Source organism: Pseudomonas sp. R32 (genome assembly GCF_009866705.1).
GTDB lineage: Bacteria > Pseudomonadota > Gammaproteobacteria > Pseudomonadales > Pseudomonadaceae > Aquipseudomonas > Aquipseudomonas donghuensis.
The window spans coordinates 1,272,167-1,289,259 of sequence record NZ_CP019396.1 but is presented as its reverse complement, the minus strand read 5'-3'; the positions used below and the strand labels follow the sequence as shown (position 1 = coordinate 1,289,259).

At 61.9% G+C, this 17,093-nt stretch carries 14 protein-coding genes; 8 read left to right on the top strand and 6 right to left on the bottom strand.

Annotated features, from left to right (window positions below; all coding sequences use genetic code 11):
• Positions 1–13: 13 nt before the first annotated feature.
• From frr to rpsB, 4 genes are all read right to left on the bottom strand, one after another.
• Positions 14–571: a ribosome recycling factor gene (gene frr, locus PspR32_RS05850; protein WP_036994076.1), complete on the bottom strand. Its 558-nt coding sequence runs from the start codon at positions 569–571 to the stop codon at positions 14–16.
• Entirely contained in the window at positions 568–1,311 is a 744-nt protein-coding gene (gene pyrH / locus PspR32_RS05845) for a UMP kinase (protein ID WP_010224848.1), read from the bottom strand. The genes frr and pyrH overlap by 4 nt, the downstream gene beginning before the upstream one ends.
• Positions 1,312–1,493: 182 nt before the next feature.
• Positions 1,494–2,357, bottom strand: a complete 864-nt coding sequence (tsf, locus tag PspR32_RS05840; protein WP_010224849.1) for a translation elongation factor Ts — start codon at positions 2,355–2,357, stop codon at positions 1,494–1,496.
• Between the two features lie 189 nt (positions 2,358–2,546).
• Positions 2,547–3,281 (bottom strand): 30S ribosomal protein S2, encoded by a 735-nt coding sequence (rpsB, locus tag PspR32_RS05835; RefSeq protein WP_010224850.1) that lies wholly within the window; start codon positions 3,279–3,281, stop codon positions 2,547–2,549.
• A 344-nt stretch (positions 3,282–3,625) separates the two neighbouring features.
• Here rpsB and map point away from each other — a divergent pair, with 344 nt between their 5' ends.
• Genes map through dapC form a run of 3 tightly spaced genes read left to right on the top strand, consistent with a single transcriptional unit; the run spans position 3,626 to position 8,346 of the window.
• Entirely contained in the window at positions 3,626–4,408 is a 783-nt protein-coding gene (gene map, locus PspR32_RS05830) for a type I methionyl aminopeptidase (protein WP_010224851.1), read from the top strand.
• Positions 4,409–4,429: 21 nt separating this feature from the next.
• A complete protein-coding gene (locus PspR32_RS05825; RefSeq protein WP_036994075.1) occupies positions 4,430–7,129 on the top strand; it encodes a [protein-PII] uridylyltransferase in 2,700 nt (899 codons plus the stop codon).
• Positions 7,130–7,152: 23 nt separating this feature from the next.
• Positions 7,153–8,346 (top strand): succinyldiaminopimelate transaminase, encoded by a 1,194-nt coding sequence (dapC, locus tag PspR32_RS05820; RefSeq protein ID WP_159388194.1) that lies wholly within the window; start codon positions 7,153–7,155, stop codon positions 8,344–8,346.
• A gap of 68 nt (positions 8,347–8,414) precedes the next feature.
• On the opposite strand, the gene PspR32_RS05815 is transcribed toward dapC, so the two are convergent.
• Positions 8,415–10,061: a Na+/H+ antiporter gene (locus tag PspR32_RS05815; RefSeq protein ID WP_159388193.1), complete on the bottom strand. Its 1,647-nt coding sequence runs from the start codon at positions 10,059–10,061 to the stop codon at positions 8,415–8,417.
• A 231-nt stretch (positions 10,062–10,292) separates the two neighbouring features.
• On the opposite strand from PspR32_RS05815, the gene PspR32_RS05810 reads away from it, so the two are divergent.
• From PspR32_RS05810 to PspR32_RS05795, 4 genes are read left to right on the top strand one after another with little or no spacing between them, the layout of a single operon-like run.
• Positions 10,293–10,655: an ArsC family reductase gene (locus PspR32_RS05810; protein WP_010224858.1), complete on the top strand. Its 363-nt coding sequence runs from the start codon at positions 10,293–10,295 to the stop codon at positions 10,653–10,655.
• A 41-nt stretch (positions 10,656–10,696) separates the two neighbouring features.
• On the top strand, positions 10,697–11,731 hold the full coding sequence (dapD, locus tag PspR32_RS05805) for a 2,3,4,5-tetrahydropyridine-2,6-dicarboxylate N-succinyltransferase (protein WP_010224860.1): 1,035 nt from the start codon (positions 10,697–10,699) through the stop codon (positions 11,729–11,731).
• Between the two features lie 54 nt (positions 11,732–11,785).
• Positions 11,786–12,991 carry an aminotransferase class V-fold PLP-dependent enzyme gene (locus PspR32_RS05800; RefSeq protein ID WP_159388192.1) on the top strand — a complete coding sequence of 402 codons (1,206 nt, stop codon included), beginning with the start codon at positions 11,786–11,788 and terminating at the stop codon, positions 12,989–12,991.
• Positions 12,988–13,398: a SufE family protein gene (locus PspR32_RS05795; protein ID WP_159388191.1), complete on the top strand. Its 411-nt coding sequence runs from the start codon at positions 12,988–12,990 to the stop codon at positions 13,396–13,398. Before PspR32_RS05800 ends, PspR32_RS05795 begins: the two co-directional genes overlap by 4 nt.
• Here PspR32_RS05795 and tcdA read toward each other — a convergent pair.
• The gene (gene tcdA / locus PspR32_RS05790; protein ID WP_010224865.1) at positions 13,377–14,201 is read right to left on the bottom strand and encodes a tRNA cyclic N6-threonylcarbamoyladenosine(37) synthase TcdA; all 825 of its coding nucleotides are present in this window, start codon (positions 14,199–14,201) and stop codon (positions 13,377–13,379) included. The genes PspR32_RS05795 and tcdA overlap by 22 nt on opposite strands.
• 289 nt (positions 14,202–14,490) lie before the next feature.
• Here tcdA and PspR32_RS05785 point away from each other — a divergent pair, with 289 nt between their 5' ends.
• The gene (locus PspR32_RS05785) at positions 14,491–17,082 is read left to right on the top strand and encodes a glycosyltransferase (protein WP_036994069.1); all 2,592 of its coding nucleotides are present in this window, start codon (positions 14,491–14,493) and stop codon (positions 17,080–17,082) included.
• Positions 17,083–17,093: the final 11 nt, after the last annotated feature.

Sequence of the window (17,093 nt, the reverse complement as noted above, 5' to 3'; positions counted from 1 at the left end):
AAAGTCCCGACCCTTAAACGGCCATCAGGTCCTTTTCTTTTGCCTTCACAGCGACTTCGATGTCAGCTACGGCCTTGTCGGTCAGCTTCTGCACATCGTCAGCTGCACGACGCTCTTCGTCTTCGCTGATTTCTTTCTCTTTGACCAGATCTTTGAGCTGGCTCAGCGCATCACGACGAATGTTACGCACGGCAATACGGGCATCTTCAGCCGCATCGCGCGCCTGCTTGGTGAAGCCCTTGCGGGTTTCTTCAGTCAGGGCCGGCATCGAGATCAGCAGCAGTTCACCCAGGTTGGTCGGGTTGAAGCCCAGGCCCGAGTTGAGAATGGCTTTTTCCACCGCGGCCAGCATGTTGCGCTCAAACGCCACGACCTGAAGGGTACGGGCATCTTTAACAGTCACGTTGGCGACCTGGTTGATCGGAGTGTCAGCGCCGTAGTAAGGCACCTGGACACCGGCCAGGATCTGCGGGTTGGCCGCACCGGTACGAATCCGGCTGAACGCGTGCTGCAGCGATTCCAGGGACTTGACCATGCGTTCCTGGGCGTCTTTCTTGATTTCGTTGATCATTTTTGAACTTCCTCGATCAGAGTTCCTTCAGCGCCGCCATGCACGATGTTCAGCAGGGCGCCGGGCTTGTTCATATTGAAGACGCGCAGCGGCATCTTGTGATCGCGGCACAGGCAGATTGCCGTCAGATCCATCACGCCCAGCTTGCGATCCAGTACTTCATCGTAGGTCAGATGATCGAACTTCTCGGCATGCGGGTCTTTGAATGGGTCTGCAGTGTATACACCATCGACCTTGGTTGCCTTCAATACCACGTCGGCATCGATTTCGATGGCGCGCAGGCAAGCCGCGGAGTCGGTGGTGAAGAACGGGTTGCCGGTACCGGCAGCGAAGATTACGACTTCTTTGGAGTTCAGGTGGCGCATGGCTTTGCGACGATCATAGTGATCGGTAACGCCAACCATGGAGATGGCCGACATGACGATCGCGGTAATGTTGGCGCGCTCAAGCGCGTCGCGCATGGCCAGGCCATTCATTACGGTCGCCAGCATGCCCATGTGGTCGCCAGTGACGCGGTCCATGCCGGCTGCACTGAGCGCCGCGCCACGGAACAGGTTGCCCCCGCCGATTACCAAACCGACCTGAACACCAATGCCGACCAGTTGGCCGACTTCCAATGCCATGCGATCCAGGACCTTGGGGTCGATCCCGAACTCTTCCGAGCCCATCAGGGCCTCGCCGCTAAGCTTGAGTAGAATGCGTTTATAGCGAGCTTGATAACCACTGCCCTGCTGAGCCATTGCGAATCTCTCCTGCGGCGTTTGTAAAAAAATCTGGCGGGCTGTTTTCAGCCTGCGCGTAACTCTAGCGTGGCGCAGCTACTGCGCCAACGAAAGGCGGCTTTGTAAGCCGCTCCCGCTTTGACAAAGAGGCTGCGCGCGTGAGCGGGCAGCCTCTTCGGGGCGACAGAGGTGAATCTGTCTTATTGCTTGGCAGCAGCCAGCTGAGCAGCAACTTCTTCAGCGAAGTTGTCGACTGGCTTCTCGATGCCTTCGCCTACTTTGAAGTAGGTGAAGGAAACGATTTCAGCACCGGCTTTCTTGGCCAGCTCACCGACCTTGATTTCCGGGTTCATGACGAACGCTTGCTCGACCAGGCTGGCTTCGGCCAGGAACTTCGAGATACGGCCTTTGACCATGTTCTCGACGATGTTCTCAGGCTTGCCCTTGATCTTCTCTTCGTTCAGGGTCAGGAAGACGTTCTTCTCGCGCTCGATTGCTTCAGCCGAAACTTCCGACGGCAGCAGGAACTCTGGGTTGCTTGCCGCCACGTGCATGGCGATTTCTTTGGCCAGCTGGACGTCGCCGCCCTTCAGGACAACAGCAACACCGATCTTGTTGCCGTGCAGGTAGGTGCCGACAACGTCACCTTCAACGCGCACCAGGCGACGGATGTTGACGTTCTCACCAACCTTGGCAACCAGCGCTTCACGAGCCGATTCGCGGGAAGCGATCAGCGGAGCGGCGTCGGTCAGTTTCTCGGCGAAAGCTTGGTCAACGCTTTCAGCGACGAAGGTTTTGAAGTCGTCTTGCAGAGCCAGGAAGTCGGTCTGCGAGTTGACTTCCAGCAGGACGGCGGATTTGTCGTCGGCCTTGATGGCGATTGCGCCTTCAGCGGCAACGTTGCCAGCCTTTTTAGCGGCCTTGATGGCGCCCGAAGCGCGCATGTCGTCAATGGCTTTCTCGATGTCGCCGCCGGCCTTTTCCAGGGCCTTTTTGCAATCCATCATGCCTTCGCCGGTACGCTCACGCAGTTCTTTGACCAGCGCTGCAGTAATTGCTGCCATTTCAAATTCCTCTTGGATAGGTTTTCAACCATTCCACCCGATACTTGACGGGCGTTCAATTCTGTAAATCCACTCACCAGCACTCATGCAGTAACAAGGTTGCAACGGCGATGCTGACAAGAGGATTTCAAGGTGGCAAAAAGGGGGCAAAGCCCCCTTTTCGCGTGCCGAGTAGACGCCAGGCGTCAATTACTCAGCAGCTGGTGCTGCTTCTTCGGCGTACACTTCGGTACCGCCAGCAACGTTGTTGCGGCCACGGATCACGGCGTCAGCCATCGAACCCATGTACAGCTGGATAGCGCGGATGGCGTCATCGTTACCTGGGATGATGTAGTCAACGCCTTCTGGGCTGGAGTTGGTATCGACAACGCCGATGACCGGGATGCCCAGCTTGTTGGCTTCGGTGATAGCGATGCGCTCGTGGTCAACGTCGATCACGAACAGGGCATCAGGCAGGCCGCCCATGTCCTTGATACCACCCAGGCTGCGATCCAGTTTTTCCAGATCACGCGAGCGCATCAGGGCTTCTTTCTTGGTCAGCTTGGCGAAAGTGCCGTCTTCGGCCTGGGTTTCCAGGTCGCGCAGACGCTTGATCGAAGCGCGGATGGTCTTGTAGTTGGTCAGCATGCCGCCCAACCAGCGGTGATCGACGTACGGCGAACCGCAACGTGCTGCTTCTTCAGCAACGATCTTGCCAGCGGAACGCTTGGTGCCGACGAACAGAATCTTGTTTTTGCCCTGGGCCAGACGCTCTACGAAGGTCAGTGCCTCGTTGAACATTGGCAGGGTTTTTTCAAGGTTGATGATGTGAATCTTGTTGCGCGCACCGAAAATGTACTTGCCCATTTTCGGGTTCCAGTAACGGGTTTGGTGACCGAAGTGCACACCGGCCTTCAGCATATCGCGCATGTTGACTTGGGACATGATAGTTCCTTGATAAGTCGGGTTGGGCCTCCACGTATCCCAATGACCAACCCGCGATCCGTGGATCGAAGGCACCCAGGTCATCGTGTCGACACGTGTGTGGGTTTAGTGCTTCCGGAGCTATCCCCGGAAAGCGGCGCATTTTATACCACACAAGCCCGCCAAGCGAAACCAGAATTACCATTGAACGTCACAGGCTTTTGCACACATCGCCCATTAGCGCCAGAATGGCCCTTATATAAAGGCTGTATCAGCGCCATGGCCGCCTGAATCGGGCCTGGCTCTGTTAGAATCCGGCCTTTCCCCAGATTATTTGCGCCTTGCTGCGCCGTAGAGAGCCTGTAATGACCGTTACCATCAAAACCGCCGAAGACATCGAAAAGATGCGCATCGCCGGCCGCCTGGCCGCCGAAGTCCTGGAGATGATCGAAGAGCACGTCAAGCCCGGTGTCACCACCGAGGAGCTCGACCGCCTGTGCCACGACTACATCGTCAACGTCCAGCAAGCGATTCCGGCGCCGCTCAACTACAAGGGCTTCCCCAAGTCGATCTGCACCTCGGTCAACCACGTGGTCTGCCATGGCATCCCGGGCGACAAGCCGCTCAAGGACGGTGACACCCTGAACATCGACGTCACCGTGATCAAGGATGGCTACCACGGCGACACCAGCCGCATGTTCCACGTCGGCACCGTACCGGTATGGGCCGAGCGCCTGTCCCAGATCACCCAGGAGTGCATGTACAAGGCCATCGAACTGGTCAAGCCAGGCTGCCGCCTGGGCGACATCGGCGAAGTGATCCAGAAGCACGCGGAAAAGAACGGTTTCTCGGTGGTGCGCGAGTTCTGCGGCCACGGCATCGGCAAGGTGTTCCACGAAGAGCCGCAGATCCTGCACTACGGCCGCGCCGGCACCGGCATGGAGCTCAAGGAAGGCATGACCTTTACCATCGAGCCGATGATCAACCAGGGCAAAGCCGACACCAAGGTGCTGGGCGACGGCTGGACCGCCATCACCAAGGACCGCAAGCTCTCGGCCCAGTGGGAACACACCCTGGTGGTGACCGCGACCGGTTACGAAATCTTCACCCTGCGTAAAGACGACACCATTCCCCGCACGTCGGCCTGATTGTCACAGGAAAGCCTCTCGATGCCCCAGGTGGATCCCGAGCTGTTCGATCGCGGTCAGTTCCAGGCGGAACTGGCCCTCAAGGCAAGCCCTATCGCTGCCTTCAAGAAAGCCATCCGCCAGGCCGGCGAGGTGCTCGACAACCGCTTTCGCAGCGGCCGCGAGATCCGCCGGCTGATCGAGGACCGCGCCTGGTTCGTCGACAACATCCTGCAACAGGCCTGGAACCAGTTCACCTGGAGCGAAGACGCCGATATCGCCCTGATCGCCACCGGTGGCTACGGGCGCGGCGAACTGCACCCCTACTCCGACATCGATCTGCTGATCCTGCTCGACAGTGCCGACCACGAGGTTTTTCGCGACTCGATCGAACGCTTTCTGACCCTGCTCTGGGACATCGGCCTGGAAGTCGGCCAGAGCGTGCGCTCGGTCGATGAATGCGCAGAACAGGCCCGCGCCGACCTGACGGTAGTCACCAACCTGATGGAAAGCCGCACTATTGCCGGCCCCGAGCACCTGCGCCAGCGCATGCTCGAGGTCACCAGCACCGCGCACATGTGGCCGAGCAAGGAATTCTTCCTGGCCAAGCGTGCCGAGCAAAAAGCCCGGCACCACAAGTACAACGACACCGAGTACAACCTGGAGCCCAACGTCAAGGGCTCGCCAGGCGGCCTGCGTGATATCCAGACGGTACTGTGGATCGCCCGGCGCCAGTACGGCACCCTCAACCTGCACGCTCTGGCTGGCGAAGGCTTCTTGCTGGAAAGCGAGAACAACCTGCTGGCCTCGTCCCAGGAATTTCTCTGGAAAGTGCGCTACGCCCTGCACATGCTGGCCGGGCGTGCCGAGGACCGCTTGCTGTTCGACCACCAGCGCAGCATCGCCGCCCTGCTCGGGTTTGGCGACGAAAACCCCAAGCGCGCCATCGAGCAGTTCATGCAGCAGTACTACCGGGTGGTGATGAGCATCGCCGAGCTCAGCGACCTGATCATCCAGCACTTCGAAGAAGTCATCCTCGACGACGACAGCGCCAGTGCCCAGCCGCTGAACGCACGTTTCCAACTGCATGACGGCTATATCGAGGCAGTACGCACCAACGTCTTCAAGCGCACGCCGTTCGCCATGCTGGAAATCTTCGTGCTGATGGCCCAGCACCCGGAAATCAAGGGCGTGCGCGCCGACACCATTCGTCTGCTGCGCGAGCACCGGCACCTGATCGACGATGATTTTCGTAATGATATCCGCAACACCAGCCTGTTCATCGAGCTGTTCAAGTGCGAGATCGGTATCCACCGCAATCTGCGGCGGATGAACCGCTACGGCATTCTCGGCCGTTATTTGCCGGAGTTCGGCCTGATCGTCGGGCAGATGCAGCACGACCTGTTTCACATCTATACCGTCGATGCGCACACCCTTAACCTGATCAAGCACCTGCGCAAACTGCAGTACACCCCGGTTTCGGAAAAATTCCCGCTGGCCAGCAAGCTCATGGGCCGCCTGCCCAAGCCAGAGCTGATTTATCTCGCCGGGCTTTATCACGACATCGGCAAGGGTCGTCAGGGTGATCACTCCGAGTTGGGCGCGGTGGACGCCCAGGCCTTCTGTGCGCGTCATCAGCTACCGAGCTGGGACAGCCGGCTGATTGTCTGGCTGGTGCAGCATCACCTGGTGATGTCGACCACCGCCCAGCGCAAGGACCTGTCCGACCCGCAGGTAATCTACGACTTCGCCCAACTGGTGGGCGATGAAACCCGCCTGGATTACCTTTATGTACTAACGGTGGCCGACATCAACGCCACCAACCCGAGCCTGTGGAACTCTTGGCGCGCCAGCTTGCTGCGCCAGCTCTACACCGAGACCAAGCGTGCCCTGCGCCGCGGCCTGGAAAACCCGTTGGACCGCGAAGAGCAGATCCGCCAGACCCAGAGCGCAGCACTGGACATCCTCATTCGCGAGGGCACCGACCCGGACGACGTCGAGCAACTGTGGTCGCAATTGGGTGACGATTACTTCCTGCGCCATACCGCCGCCGACGTGGCCTGGCACAGCGATGCCATCCTCCAGCAGCCGGCCGACGGCGGGCCGCTGGTGCTGATCAAGGAAACCACCCAGCGCGAATTCGAAGGCGGCACCCAGATCTTCATCTATGCCCCCGACCAGCACGACTTCTTCGCCGTGACGGTGGCGGCCATGGACCAGCTCAACCTGAACATCCATGACGCGCGGATCATCACCTCGAGCAGCCAGTTCACCCTCGACACCTATATCGTGCTCGATAACGATGGCGACTCGATCGGCGACAATCCCGTGCGGGTCAAGCAAATTCGCGACGGTCTGACCGACGCCTTGCGCAACCCCGACGACTACCCGACCATCATCCAGCGCCGGGTACCGCGCCAGCTCAAGCACTTCACCTTTGCCCCGCAGGTGACCATCCATAACGATGCCCAGCGCCCGGTGACCATCCTCGAACTCAGCGCCCCCGACCGCCCCGGCCTGCTGGCGCGGATCGGCAAGATCTTCCTGGAGTTCGACCTGTCGCTGCAAAATGCCAAGATTGCCACCCTCGGCGAACGGGTCGAAGACGTGTTCTTCATCACCGACGCCGACAACCAGCCCCTGTCCGACCCGCAGTTGTGCAGCCGCCTGCAGGATGCGATCGTCGAGCAACTGCGCGTCGACCAGGCGACCGGGGTGCCTTTGACCCGCCTGACCATTTGACCGTTTGACGAGACCTTGCGCCGATGAACAACGCTTTGAACCAGCTTCAGCCCTACCCGTTCGAGAAACTCCGTGCGCTGCTCGGCAGCGTGACGCCTGCGGCGGACAAACGCGCCATTGCCCTGTCGATCGGTGAACCGAAGCATGAGTCGCCGGCGTTCGTCGCCCAGGCCCTGGCCGACAACCTGCAGCAGATGGCCGTGTACCCGACCACCGCCGGCCTGCCGGCGCTGCGTCAAGCCATCACTCGCTGGTGCGAACGCCGTTTCGGCGTCCCGGCCGGCTGGCTGGATGCCGACAAACACGTACTGCCGGTCAATGGCACCCGTGAAGCGCTGTTTGCCTTCACCCAGGCGGTGGTCAATCGCGCCGAGAACGGCCTGGTCATCAGCCCCAACCCGTTCTACCAGATCTACGAGGGCGCAGCGCTGCTGGCCGGCGCTACCCCGCACTACCTGCCCTGCCTGGACAGCAACGGCTTCAACCCGGACTTCGACGCCGTGCCGGCCGAGACCTGGCAGCGCTGCCAGATCCTTTTCCTCTGCTCCCCAGGCAACCCGACCGGCGCCCTGGTGCCAATGCAGACCCTGAAAAAACTGATCGCCCTGGCCGACCAATACGATTTCGTGATCGCCGCCGACGAGTGCTACAGCGAACTGTACTTCGACGAACAAAGCCCACCGCCCGGCCTGCTCAGCGCCTGCGTCGAGCTTGGGCGCAGCGACTTCAAGCGTTGCGTGGTGTTCCACAGCCTGTCCAAGCGTTCCAACCTGCCGGGCCTGCGCTCGGGCTTCGTGGCCGGCGACGCCGAGATCATCAAGCCGTTCCTGCTCTACCGCACCTACCACGGCTGCGCCATGCCGGTGCAAACCCAGCTGGCGAGCATTGCCGCCTGGAACGACGAAGAACACGTGCTGGCCAACCGCGACCTGTACCGCGAGAAGTTCGATGCAGTACTGAAGATCCTCGCCCCGGTACTGGATGTGCAGCGCCCGGACGGTGGTTTCTACCTGTGGGCCAAGGTGCCAGGCGATGACGCCGAGTTCACCCGAGACCTGTTCGAAGCCCAGCACGTGACCGTGGTGCCGGGTTCGTACCTGTCGCGCGAAGTGGATGGCGTCAACCCGGGTGCCGGGCGGGTGCGCATGGCATTGGTAGCGCCATTGGCCGAGTGTGTAGAAGCAGCCGAGCGGATTCGCGCGTTCTTGCAGAAGTAAACGGCCCCATCGCGGGGCAAGCCCGCTCCCACAGATGATGGTAGGAGCGGGCATGGCCGGTGATTGCCTTACTTTACCGGCCCCAGATTCGCCTCACTCATATCCAGCTCCCCCAGCACCTGACGCACCACGTCATCGCCGATCTGGTGCTTACGATGCAGGTTGTACAGCTCCAGGCGCTGGGCCCGCAGCGCGCGCAGGCGCAAGCGCCGCTCAAGGTGGTCCATCTGTGCGGCCAGGGCCTGGGCTTCGGCGCTGTCGTTGAAGGTATCGAGCTGATGCCGGTACTCGGCCATCAACCGCGCCTTGAGCTCGGCCGCCAGCGCCGCCTGGGAGGCATCCAGCGGCGTACCGGCCTCGCTCAGGTCTTCTGCCTCAAGGGCGTGAATCGCCGCTTCAGCGGTGCGCCGCCAGGCGTCCTGGGCCTCTTGGCGCAGGGCGTCGTCGGGGCTCTTGGTAACACCGCGCAATAGCAGTGGCAAAGCGATACAGGCAGCGACCAGCGACAGCAGAATGACCCCGGCCGCGATGAAAATCAGCAAGTCTCGCTCGGGGAAGTCCTTGCCGGCGCTGATCAGCAGCGGCACCGACATGACACCGGCCAGGGTCACCGCCCCGCGCACCCCACCAACCGTCAACAACCAGCAGGAACGGGCGTTGGGCACCAGCACCAGGTCTTCCTTGCCGCGCCAGCGGCGGATCACCCCGATCAGGCGCCAGATGCTCTGCACCCAGATAAAACGCAAGGCCAGCAGCACGGCGAAGATCGCCACCACATCCATGCAGCGCCACAGCAAGGTCGGCCACAGCGAGGCTTCGTGGCTGGTCACCGCCTTGATGATGTCGGGCAACTGCAAGCCCAACAGCAGAAAGATCAGACCGTTGAAGGCGAACTCCAGCAACGACCAGACGCTGCGGTTGAGCAGGCGCGTGCTGGTCTGGCGCGGCAACAGGTCGAGCCAGCTCTGCATCATCCCCGCCGCCACCGCCGAGAGAATGCCGGAGGCGCCCAGGCGCTCGGCCAGCACATAAGCGGCAAACGGCAGCAGCAACATGAACACCACGTGAGTGGCCGGGTCGTCCCAGCCGCGGGCGATCATCCAGGCGCGCAAGCGCCCGACCAGCCAGCTCAGGGCCACACCAATGGCCAGGCCGCCGACAGCGACCAGAACAAAGGTCAGGCTGGCCTCAGCGAGGGAGAACACCCCGGTGATCGCCGCCGCCAGGGCGAACTTGAAGGTCACCAGGCCCGAGGCATCGTTCATCAGCGCCTCGCCCTGGAGCATGTGCATCAAGGGCGTCGGCAGGCGGTCCTGGGTGATGGCCGAGACCGCTACGGCGTCGGTCGGCGACAGCACCGCGGCCAGGGCAAAGGCCACCGGCAACGGAATGCCGGGCAGGATCCAGTGAATGAAATAGCCGGCACCGACCACGGTAAACAGCACCAGGCCGACCGCCAGGGTCAGGATCGGGCCGCGCAACCGCCAGAGGTCACGCTTGGGCATCCGCCAGCCATCGGAAAACAGCAACGGCGGCAGGAACAAAAACAGAAACAATTCCGGGTCCAGGGCCACGTGCAGGCCCAGGGTAGGCCATGCCAGCAAGGCGCCGGCGGCAATCTGCACCAGCGGCAAGGGCAGCGGGATCATCCGCCCGACCAGTTTGGAAACACTCACCAGCATCAGCAGGATGAGAACGGTGTAGGCTGATTGCATTCGGCGAGTCCTGTTCAATTCAAACGCATTCAACGACTTATGCTGGCCTGGGCACGGCATTGCCATTGAAACGACATATTAGCCGCTTAGGCTGCCGGCGCACCGCTGCACAAAAGTCGCAGAACCGCCCAGAACCTGTAACACAATGCTACAAAGAGCCATGGCAACGGCAACCCAAAGCCGCCGACCATGGCATAATCCTTCACCATTTTTTCCCAGGAGGGGCAAGACATGACCAAACGCGACACGCCATTGCACCTTTATGGAATCAAGGCCTGTGACACCATGAAGAAAGCCCGTACCTGGCTTGAAGACCAAGGCCTGGGCTACGATTTCCACGACTACAAGACCCAGGGCATCGACCGTGCGAGCCTTGAGCGCTGGTGCGATGAACATGGCTGGCAAACAGTACTCAACCGTGCTGGCACCACCTTCCGCAAACTCGAAGACGCCCAGAAGGCCGATCTCGACCAGGCCAAGGCCATCGAACTGATGCTGGCCCAACCGTCGATGATCAAGCGCCCTGTGCTCGACCTCGGTAAGCGGACCCTGGTCGGCTTCAAGCCTGATCTGTACGCGGCCGCCCTTCAGTAAACCGGCGCCGAGCTTTCATTCAATTCGCAAGAGGTAACTGCATGTCCACTACCCTGTTCAGCCTGGCCTTCGGTGTCGGCACCCAGAACCGTCAAGGCGCCTGGCTGGAAGTCTTCTACGCACAACCGTTGATCAACCCGGCTGCCGAACTGGTTGCGGCCATCGCCCCGGTCCTGGGCTATGAAGGCGGCAACCAGGCGATCGCCTTCAGCACCAGCCAGGCCGCGCAGCTTGCCGAAGCCCTCAAGAGCGTCGACACCGCCCAGGCCGCACTGCTGACCCGCCTGGCCGAAAGCAACAAGCCACTGGTCGCCACCCTGCTGGCCGAAGACGCCGCACTGACGTCCACCCCGGAAGCCTACCTGAAGCTGCACCTGCTCTCGCACCGCCTGGTCAAGCCGCACGGCCTGAACCTGGCCGGCATCTTCCCGCTGCTGCCGAACGTGGCCTGGACCAGCCAGGGCGCCATCGACCTGGCGGAACTTGCCGAGCAGCAACTGGAAGCGCGCCTGAAGGGCGAGCTGCTGGAAGTGTTCTCGGTGGACAAGTTCCCGAAAATGACCGACTACGTGGTCCCTGCCGGCGTTCGCATCGCCGACAGCGCCCGTGTGCGCCTGGGTGCCTACATCGGCGAAGGCACCACCATCATGCACGAGGGCTTCGTCAACTTTAACGCCGGCACCGAAGGCCCGGGCATGATCGAAGGCCGCGTCTCCGCGGGCGTCTTCGTCGGCAAGGGTTCAGACCTGGGCGGCGGCTGCTCGACCATGGGCACCCTGTCCGGTGGCGGCAACATCGTCATCAAGGTTGGCGAAGGCTGCCTGATCGGCGCCAACGCCGGTATCGGCATCCCGCTGGGCGACCGCAACACCGTCGAAGCCGGCCTGTATATCACTGCCGGCACCAAGGTAAACCTGCTGGACGAGAACAACCAGCTGGTCAAGGTGGTCAAGGCCCGCGACCTGGCCGGTCAGACCGACCTGCTGTTCCGCCGCAACTCGCTCAACGGCGCCGTGGAGTGCAAGACCCACAAGTCGGCCATCGAGCTGAACGAAGCGCTGCACGCCCACAACTAAGTGGTACCATCGGGTCTGGCCTAACGCCAGGCCCGATTTTCAGGTCCGATCATCATGTTCCAGCCCTCCCCCTGGCGCGCTGACTTTCCAGCCATCGACGCCCTGCAACGCCAGCACCAGACCTACCTGGACAGCGCCGCTACCACGCAAAAACCGCAAATCCTGCTCGATGCCTTGAGCCACTATTACGGTCATGGTGCTGCCAACGTGCACCGTGCCCAACACCTGCCCGGCGCCCTGGCTACCCAAGCCTTCGAACGCAGCCGGGAAAAGGTCGCCGGCTGGCTGAATGTCGCCGACAGCCAGCAGATCGTCTTCACCCATGGCGCCACCTCGGCCTTGAACCTGCTCGCCTACGGGCTTGAGCCACTGTTCGAAGCCGGCGACGAAATCGTCATCAGCGCCCTGGAACACCATGCCAACCTGCTGCCCTGGCAACAGCTGGCGCAGCGCCGCGGGCTGAAGCTGGTGGTCCTGCCACTGGACAGCCGCGGCCTGATCGATCTGAACATCGCCCTGCAACTGATCGGCCCACGTACCCGGGTGCTGGCGGTCAGCCAGCTGTCCAACGTGCTCGGCGCCTGGCAGCCACTGGAGCCCCTGCTGGCCCATGCCCAGGCCCAGGGCGCGCTGACTGTGGTCGATGGCGCCCAAGGCGTGGTCCACGGCCGTCACGACGTACGCCAGTTGGGTTGCGACTTTTATGTATTCTCCAGCCACAAGCTCTACGGCCCTGACGGCGTCGGCGTGCTCTACGGCCGCGGCGAAGCATTGGCGCGCCTGCGTCATTGGCAGTTCGGCGGCGAGATGGTGCAAATCGCCGACTACCACAGCGCCAGCTTTCGCCCGGCACCCCTGGGTTTCGAAGCCGGTACCCCGCCGATTGCCAGTGTGATCGGCCTCGGTGCCAGCCTCGATTACCTCGCAGGTCTCGATGCCAATGCGGTCGCCGAGCATGAAGCCGGCCTGCACCGGCATCTGCTGCGCGGCCTCAACGACCGCGAAGGCATCCGCCTGCTCGGCCAACCGCAACTGGCCCTGGCCAGCTTCGTGGTCGAGGGGGTGCACAATGCCGATCTCGCCCATATGCTCACCGAGCAAGGCATCGCCGTGCGCGCCGGCCATCACTGCGCCATGCCGTTGCTGAAAAGCCTCGGCCTGGATGGCGCGATCCGCGTGTCCCTGGGCCTGTACAACGACTCCGACGACCTGCAGCGCTTCTTCGAAGCCCTGGACCAAGCCCTGGAGTTGCTGAGATGAGCCTGCCCCTGGCTGCGCAGCAAGCGCTGGATGTTTTCGAACAGGCGACTGGCTGGGAACAGCGCGCACGCTTGCTGATGAAATGGGGCGAGCGTCTGGCGCCCTTGAGCGCAGAGGAACAGTCCGAAACCAACCGTGTACACGGCTGCGAAAGCCAGGTCTGGCTGGTGGCCGAGCAGCAGGACGGCCAGTGGCGCTTCAAGGGGGCCAGTGATGCACGGATCATCCGCGGCTTGCTGGCACTGTTGCTGGTGCGGGTCGAAGGGTTGTCCAGCACTGAGCTGACGCAACTGGACCTGCCCGCCTGGTTCAATCAGCTGGGCCTGGGCCGCCAGCTCTCGCCTTCACGCAGCAACGGCCTGAACGCCGTCCTGCAACGCATGGCTCAGCTTGCCGCCGGTGCCTGAGCCTTGCTGCGCTCGGACGGGCGGCGGGCGCCAGCCACAAGCTTTTCCACCGCCTTGCTGGCGGCGACCATGCCGAAGGTCGCGGTGACCATCATCACCGCGCCGAAGCCGCCGGAGCAGTCCAGCTTCACCCCCTCGCCAACAAAACTCTTCTGCAAGCAGACGCTGCCGTCACCTTTGGGATAGCGCAGCTGTTCAGTGGAGAACACACAGGGCACGCTGTAGTTGCGGGTCACCGTGCGAGAAAAACCGTAATCGCGGCGCAACGTCGAACGCACCCGCGAGGCCAGCGGGTCATTGAAGGTCTTGTTCAGGTCGGCAACGCGGATCTGGGTTGGGTCGATTTGCCCGCCGGCACCACCGGTGCTGATGATGGTGACCTTGTGGCGCTTGCACCAGCCAATCAGCGCGGCCTTGGCCATGACGCTGTCGATGCAGTCGATCACGCAATCGATGTGCTCGCCGATGTACTCGGGCAGGGTTTCCTTGGTGACGAAATCCACCACTGCATGCACTTTGCAGGCCGGGTTGATGGCCCGCAGGCGCTCAGCCATGACCTCGGCCTTGGCGCGGCCGATATTGCCCTCCTGGGCATGCAACTGGCGGTTGGTATTGCTGACGCAGACATCATCGAGGTCGAACAGGGAGATTTCGCCGACGCCACTACGGGCCATGGCTTCGGCCGCCCAGGAGCCGACCCCGCCGATACCGACGATGGCCACATGGGCCTCGCGCAGGCGCTGCAGGCCGTTGTCACCGTATAACCGGGCGACACCGGCAAAGCGTGGATCTTCTGTACTCATGGCCCAACCCCGAAAAAACCGGCGCGCATTATAGGCCTCTTGCGGCGCGATGGCACCCTGCAGTACCTGCCGCCCGAGCCATGCATTGGTAAAGGTAGTTGTAATCCTGCTTTAATGTCCTATGCAATCCAAAGACTTGGACGACAAAAGTACGGGCTAAGAACTTCAGCGCCTGAAGCTAATCCAATCTTCTGCCACCGACCTGTTCCCACACTGCCTGGGCAGGAAGTACGCAGGATTCGCGCCCTCTGGCGCCCGCCCGTTCCACCTTTCGGAACCCGAACTATCTATGTCATCGCGTAAATTTGGTATCAACCTGGTGATAGTCATGGCAATCGCCGCGCTATTCACCGGGTTCTGGGCGCTGATCAACCGCCCGGTTTCCGCCCCCAACTGGCCGGAGCAGATTTCCGGCTTTTCCTATTCGCCGTTCCGCCAGGGCGAGAGCCCGCAAAAGGGCCAATACCCGAGCGAGGACGAGCTGCGCCAGGACCTTGAGCAGCTCAGCAAGCTGACCGACAGTATCCGGATCTATACCGTGGAAGGCACCCAGGCGGAAATCCCGCGCCTGGCCGAAGAGTTCGGCCTACGCGTGACCCTGGGGGTGTGGATCAGCCCGGACCTTGAGCGCAACGAGCGGGAAATCGAGAAAGCCATCGAACTGGCCAACAGCTCGCGCAGTGTCGTGCGGGTCATGGTCGGCAACGAAGCGCTGTTCCGCAAGGAGATCACCCCGCAGGCGCTGATCCAGTACATGGACCGGGTACGCGCCGCGGTAAAAGTACCGGTGACCACCAGTGAGCAGTGGCACATCTGGAAGGAACATCCGGAGCTGGCCAAGCATGCCGACCTGGTCGCCGCGCACATCCTGCCGTATTGGGAGTTCATCCCGATGAAGGATGCCGGCCAGTTCGTTCTGGACCGTGCCCGCGACCTCAAACAACAATTCCCACGCAAACCCTTGCTGTTGTCTGAAGTCGGCTGGCCGAGCAACGGCCGCATGCGTGGCGGCGCCGAGGCCACCCAGGCCGACCAGGCCATCTACCTGCGCACCTTGGTCAACAAGCTCAACCGCCAGGGCTACAACTACTTCGTCATCGAAGCCTACGACCAGCCATGGAAAGCCAGTGACGAAGGCTCGGTGGGCGCCTACTGGGGCGTGTTCAACGCCGCCCGCCAGCAGAAGTTCAACTTCGAAGGCCCGGTAGTGGCCATTCCGCAATGGCGCGTACTGGCGGTCGGTTCGGTGGTACTGGCGATGCTCTCGCTGACCCTGCTGCTGATCGACGGCTCGGCCCTGCGCCAGCGCGGCCGCACCTTCCTGACCTTCATCGCCTTCCTCTGCGGCTCGGTACTGGTATGGATCGGTTACGACTATAGCCAGCAATACAGCACCTGGTTCAGCCTGACCGTGGGCTTTTTGCTCGCCCTTGGCGCCCTTGGCGTGTTTATCGTGCTGCTGACCGAGGCCCATGAACTGGCCGAAGCTGTATGGATTCACAAGCGCCGCCGGGAGTTTTTGCCGGTACAGGCCGACGCCGCCTACCGGCCGAAAGTCTCGGTGCATGTGCCGTGCTACAACGAGCCGCCAGAGATGGTCAAACAGACCCTCAACGCCCTGGCGGCGCTGGATTATCCGGACTACGAAGTCCTGATCATCGACAACAACACCAAGGACCCGGCGGTCTGGGAGCCGATCAAGGCCCACTGCGAGATGCTCGGCGAGCGCTTCAAGTTCTTCCATGTCGCGCCCCTGGCCGGCTTCAAGGGCGGTGCGCTGAACTACCTGATCCCGCATACCGCCAAGGACGCCGAAGTGATCGCGGTGATCGACTCGGACTACTGCGTCGACCGCAACTGGCTCAAGCACATGGTGCCGCACTTCGCCGACCCGAAAATAGCCGTGGTGCAATCCCCCCAGGACTACCGCGACCAGAACGAGAGCACCTTCAAGAAGCTGTGCTACAGCGAGTACAAGGGCTTCTTCCATATCGGCATGGTCACCCGCAACGACCGTGATGCGATCATCCAGCACGGCACCATGACCATGACCCGGCGCTCGGTGCTCGAAGAGCTGGGCTGGGCCGACTGGTGCATCTGCGAAGACGCCGAGCTCGGCCTGCGCGTGTTCGAGAAGGGCTACTCAGCGGCGTATTCCCACGAGAGCTATGGCAAGGGCCTGATGCCCGACACCTTCATCGACTTCAAGAAGCAGCGCTTCCGCTGGGCCTACGGCGCCATCCAGATCATCAAGCGCCATGCCGCAAGCCTGCTGCGCGGCAAGGACTCGGAGCTGACCCGTGGCCAGCGCTACCACTTCCTGGCCGGCTGGCTGCCGTGGATCGCCGATGGCATGAACATCTTCTTCACTGTCGGCGCCCTGCTGTGGTCGGCGGCGATGATCATCGTGCCGCAACGGGTCGACCCGCCGCTGCTGATCTTCGCTATTCCGCCACTGGCGCTGTTCGTGTTCAAGGTCGGCAAGATCGTGTTCCTCTACCGCCGCGCGGTGGGCGTGAACCTCAAGGACGCTTTCGCCGCGGCCCTGGCGGGCCTTGCGCTTTCGCACACGATTGCCAAGGCGGTGCTGTACGGTTTCTTCACCAGCAGCATTCCGTTCTTCCGTACGCCGAAGAACGCCGACAGCCATGGCTTGCTGGTGGCGCTTTCCGAGGCGCGTGAGGAGCTGTTCATCATGTTGCTGTTGTGGGGCGCGGCGGCCGGGATCTACCTGGTCCAGGGCCTGCCGAGCAACGACATGCGCTTCTGGGTGACGATGCTGCTGGTGCAGTCGCTGCCGTACCTGGCGGCGCTGATCATGGCCATGCTGTCGTCGCTGCCTAAGCCTGTGGATGCAGCGCAGCCGGCCCAGGCCTCCTGATCCTGAGATAA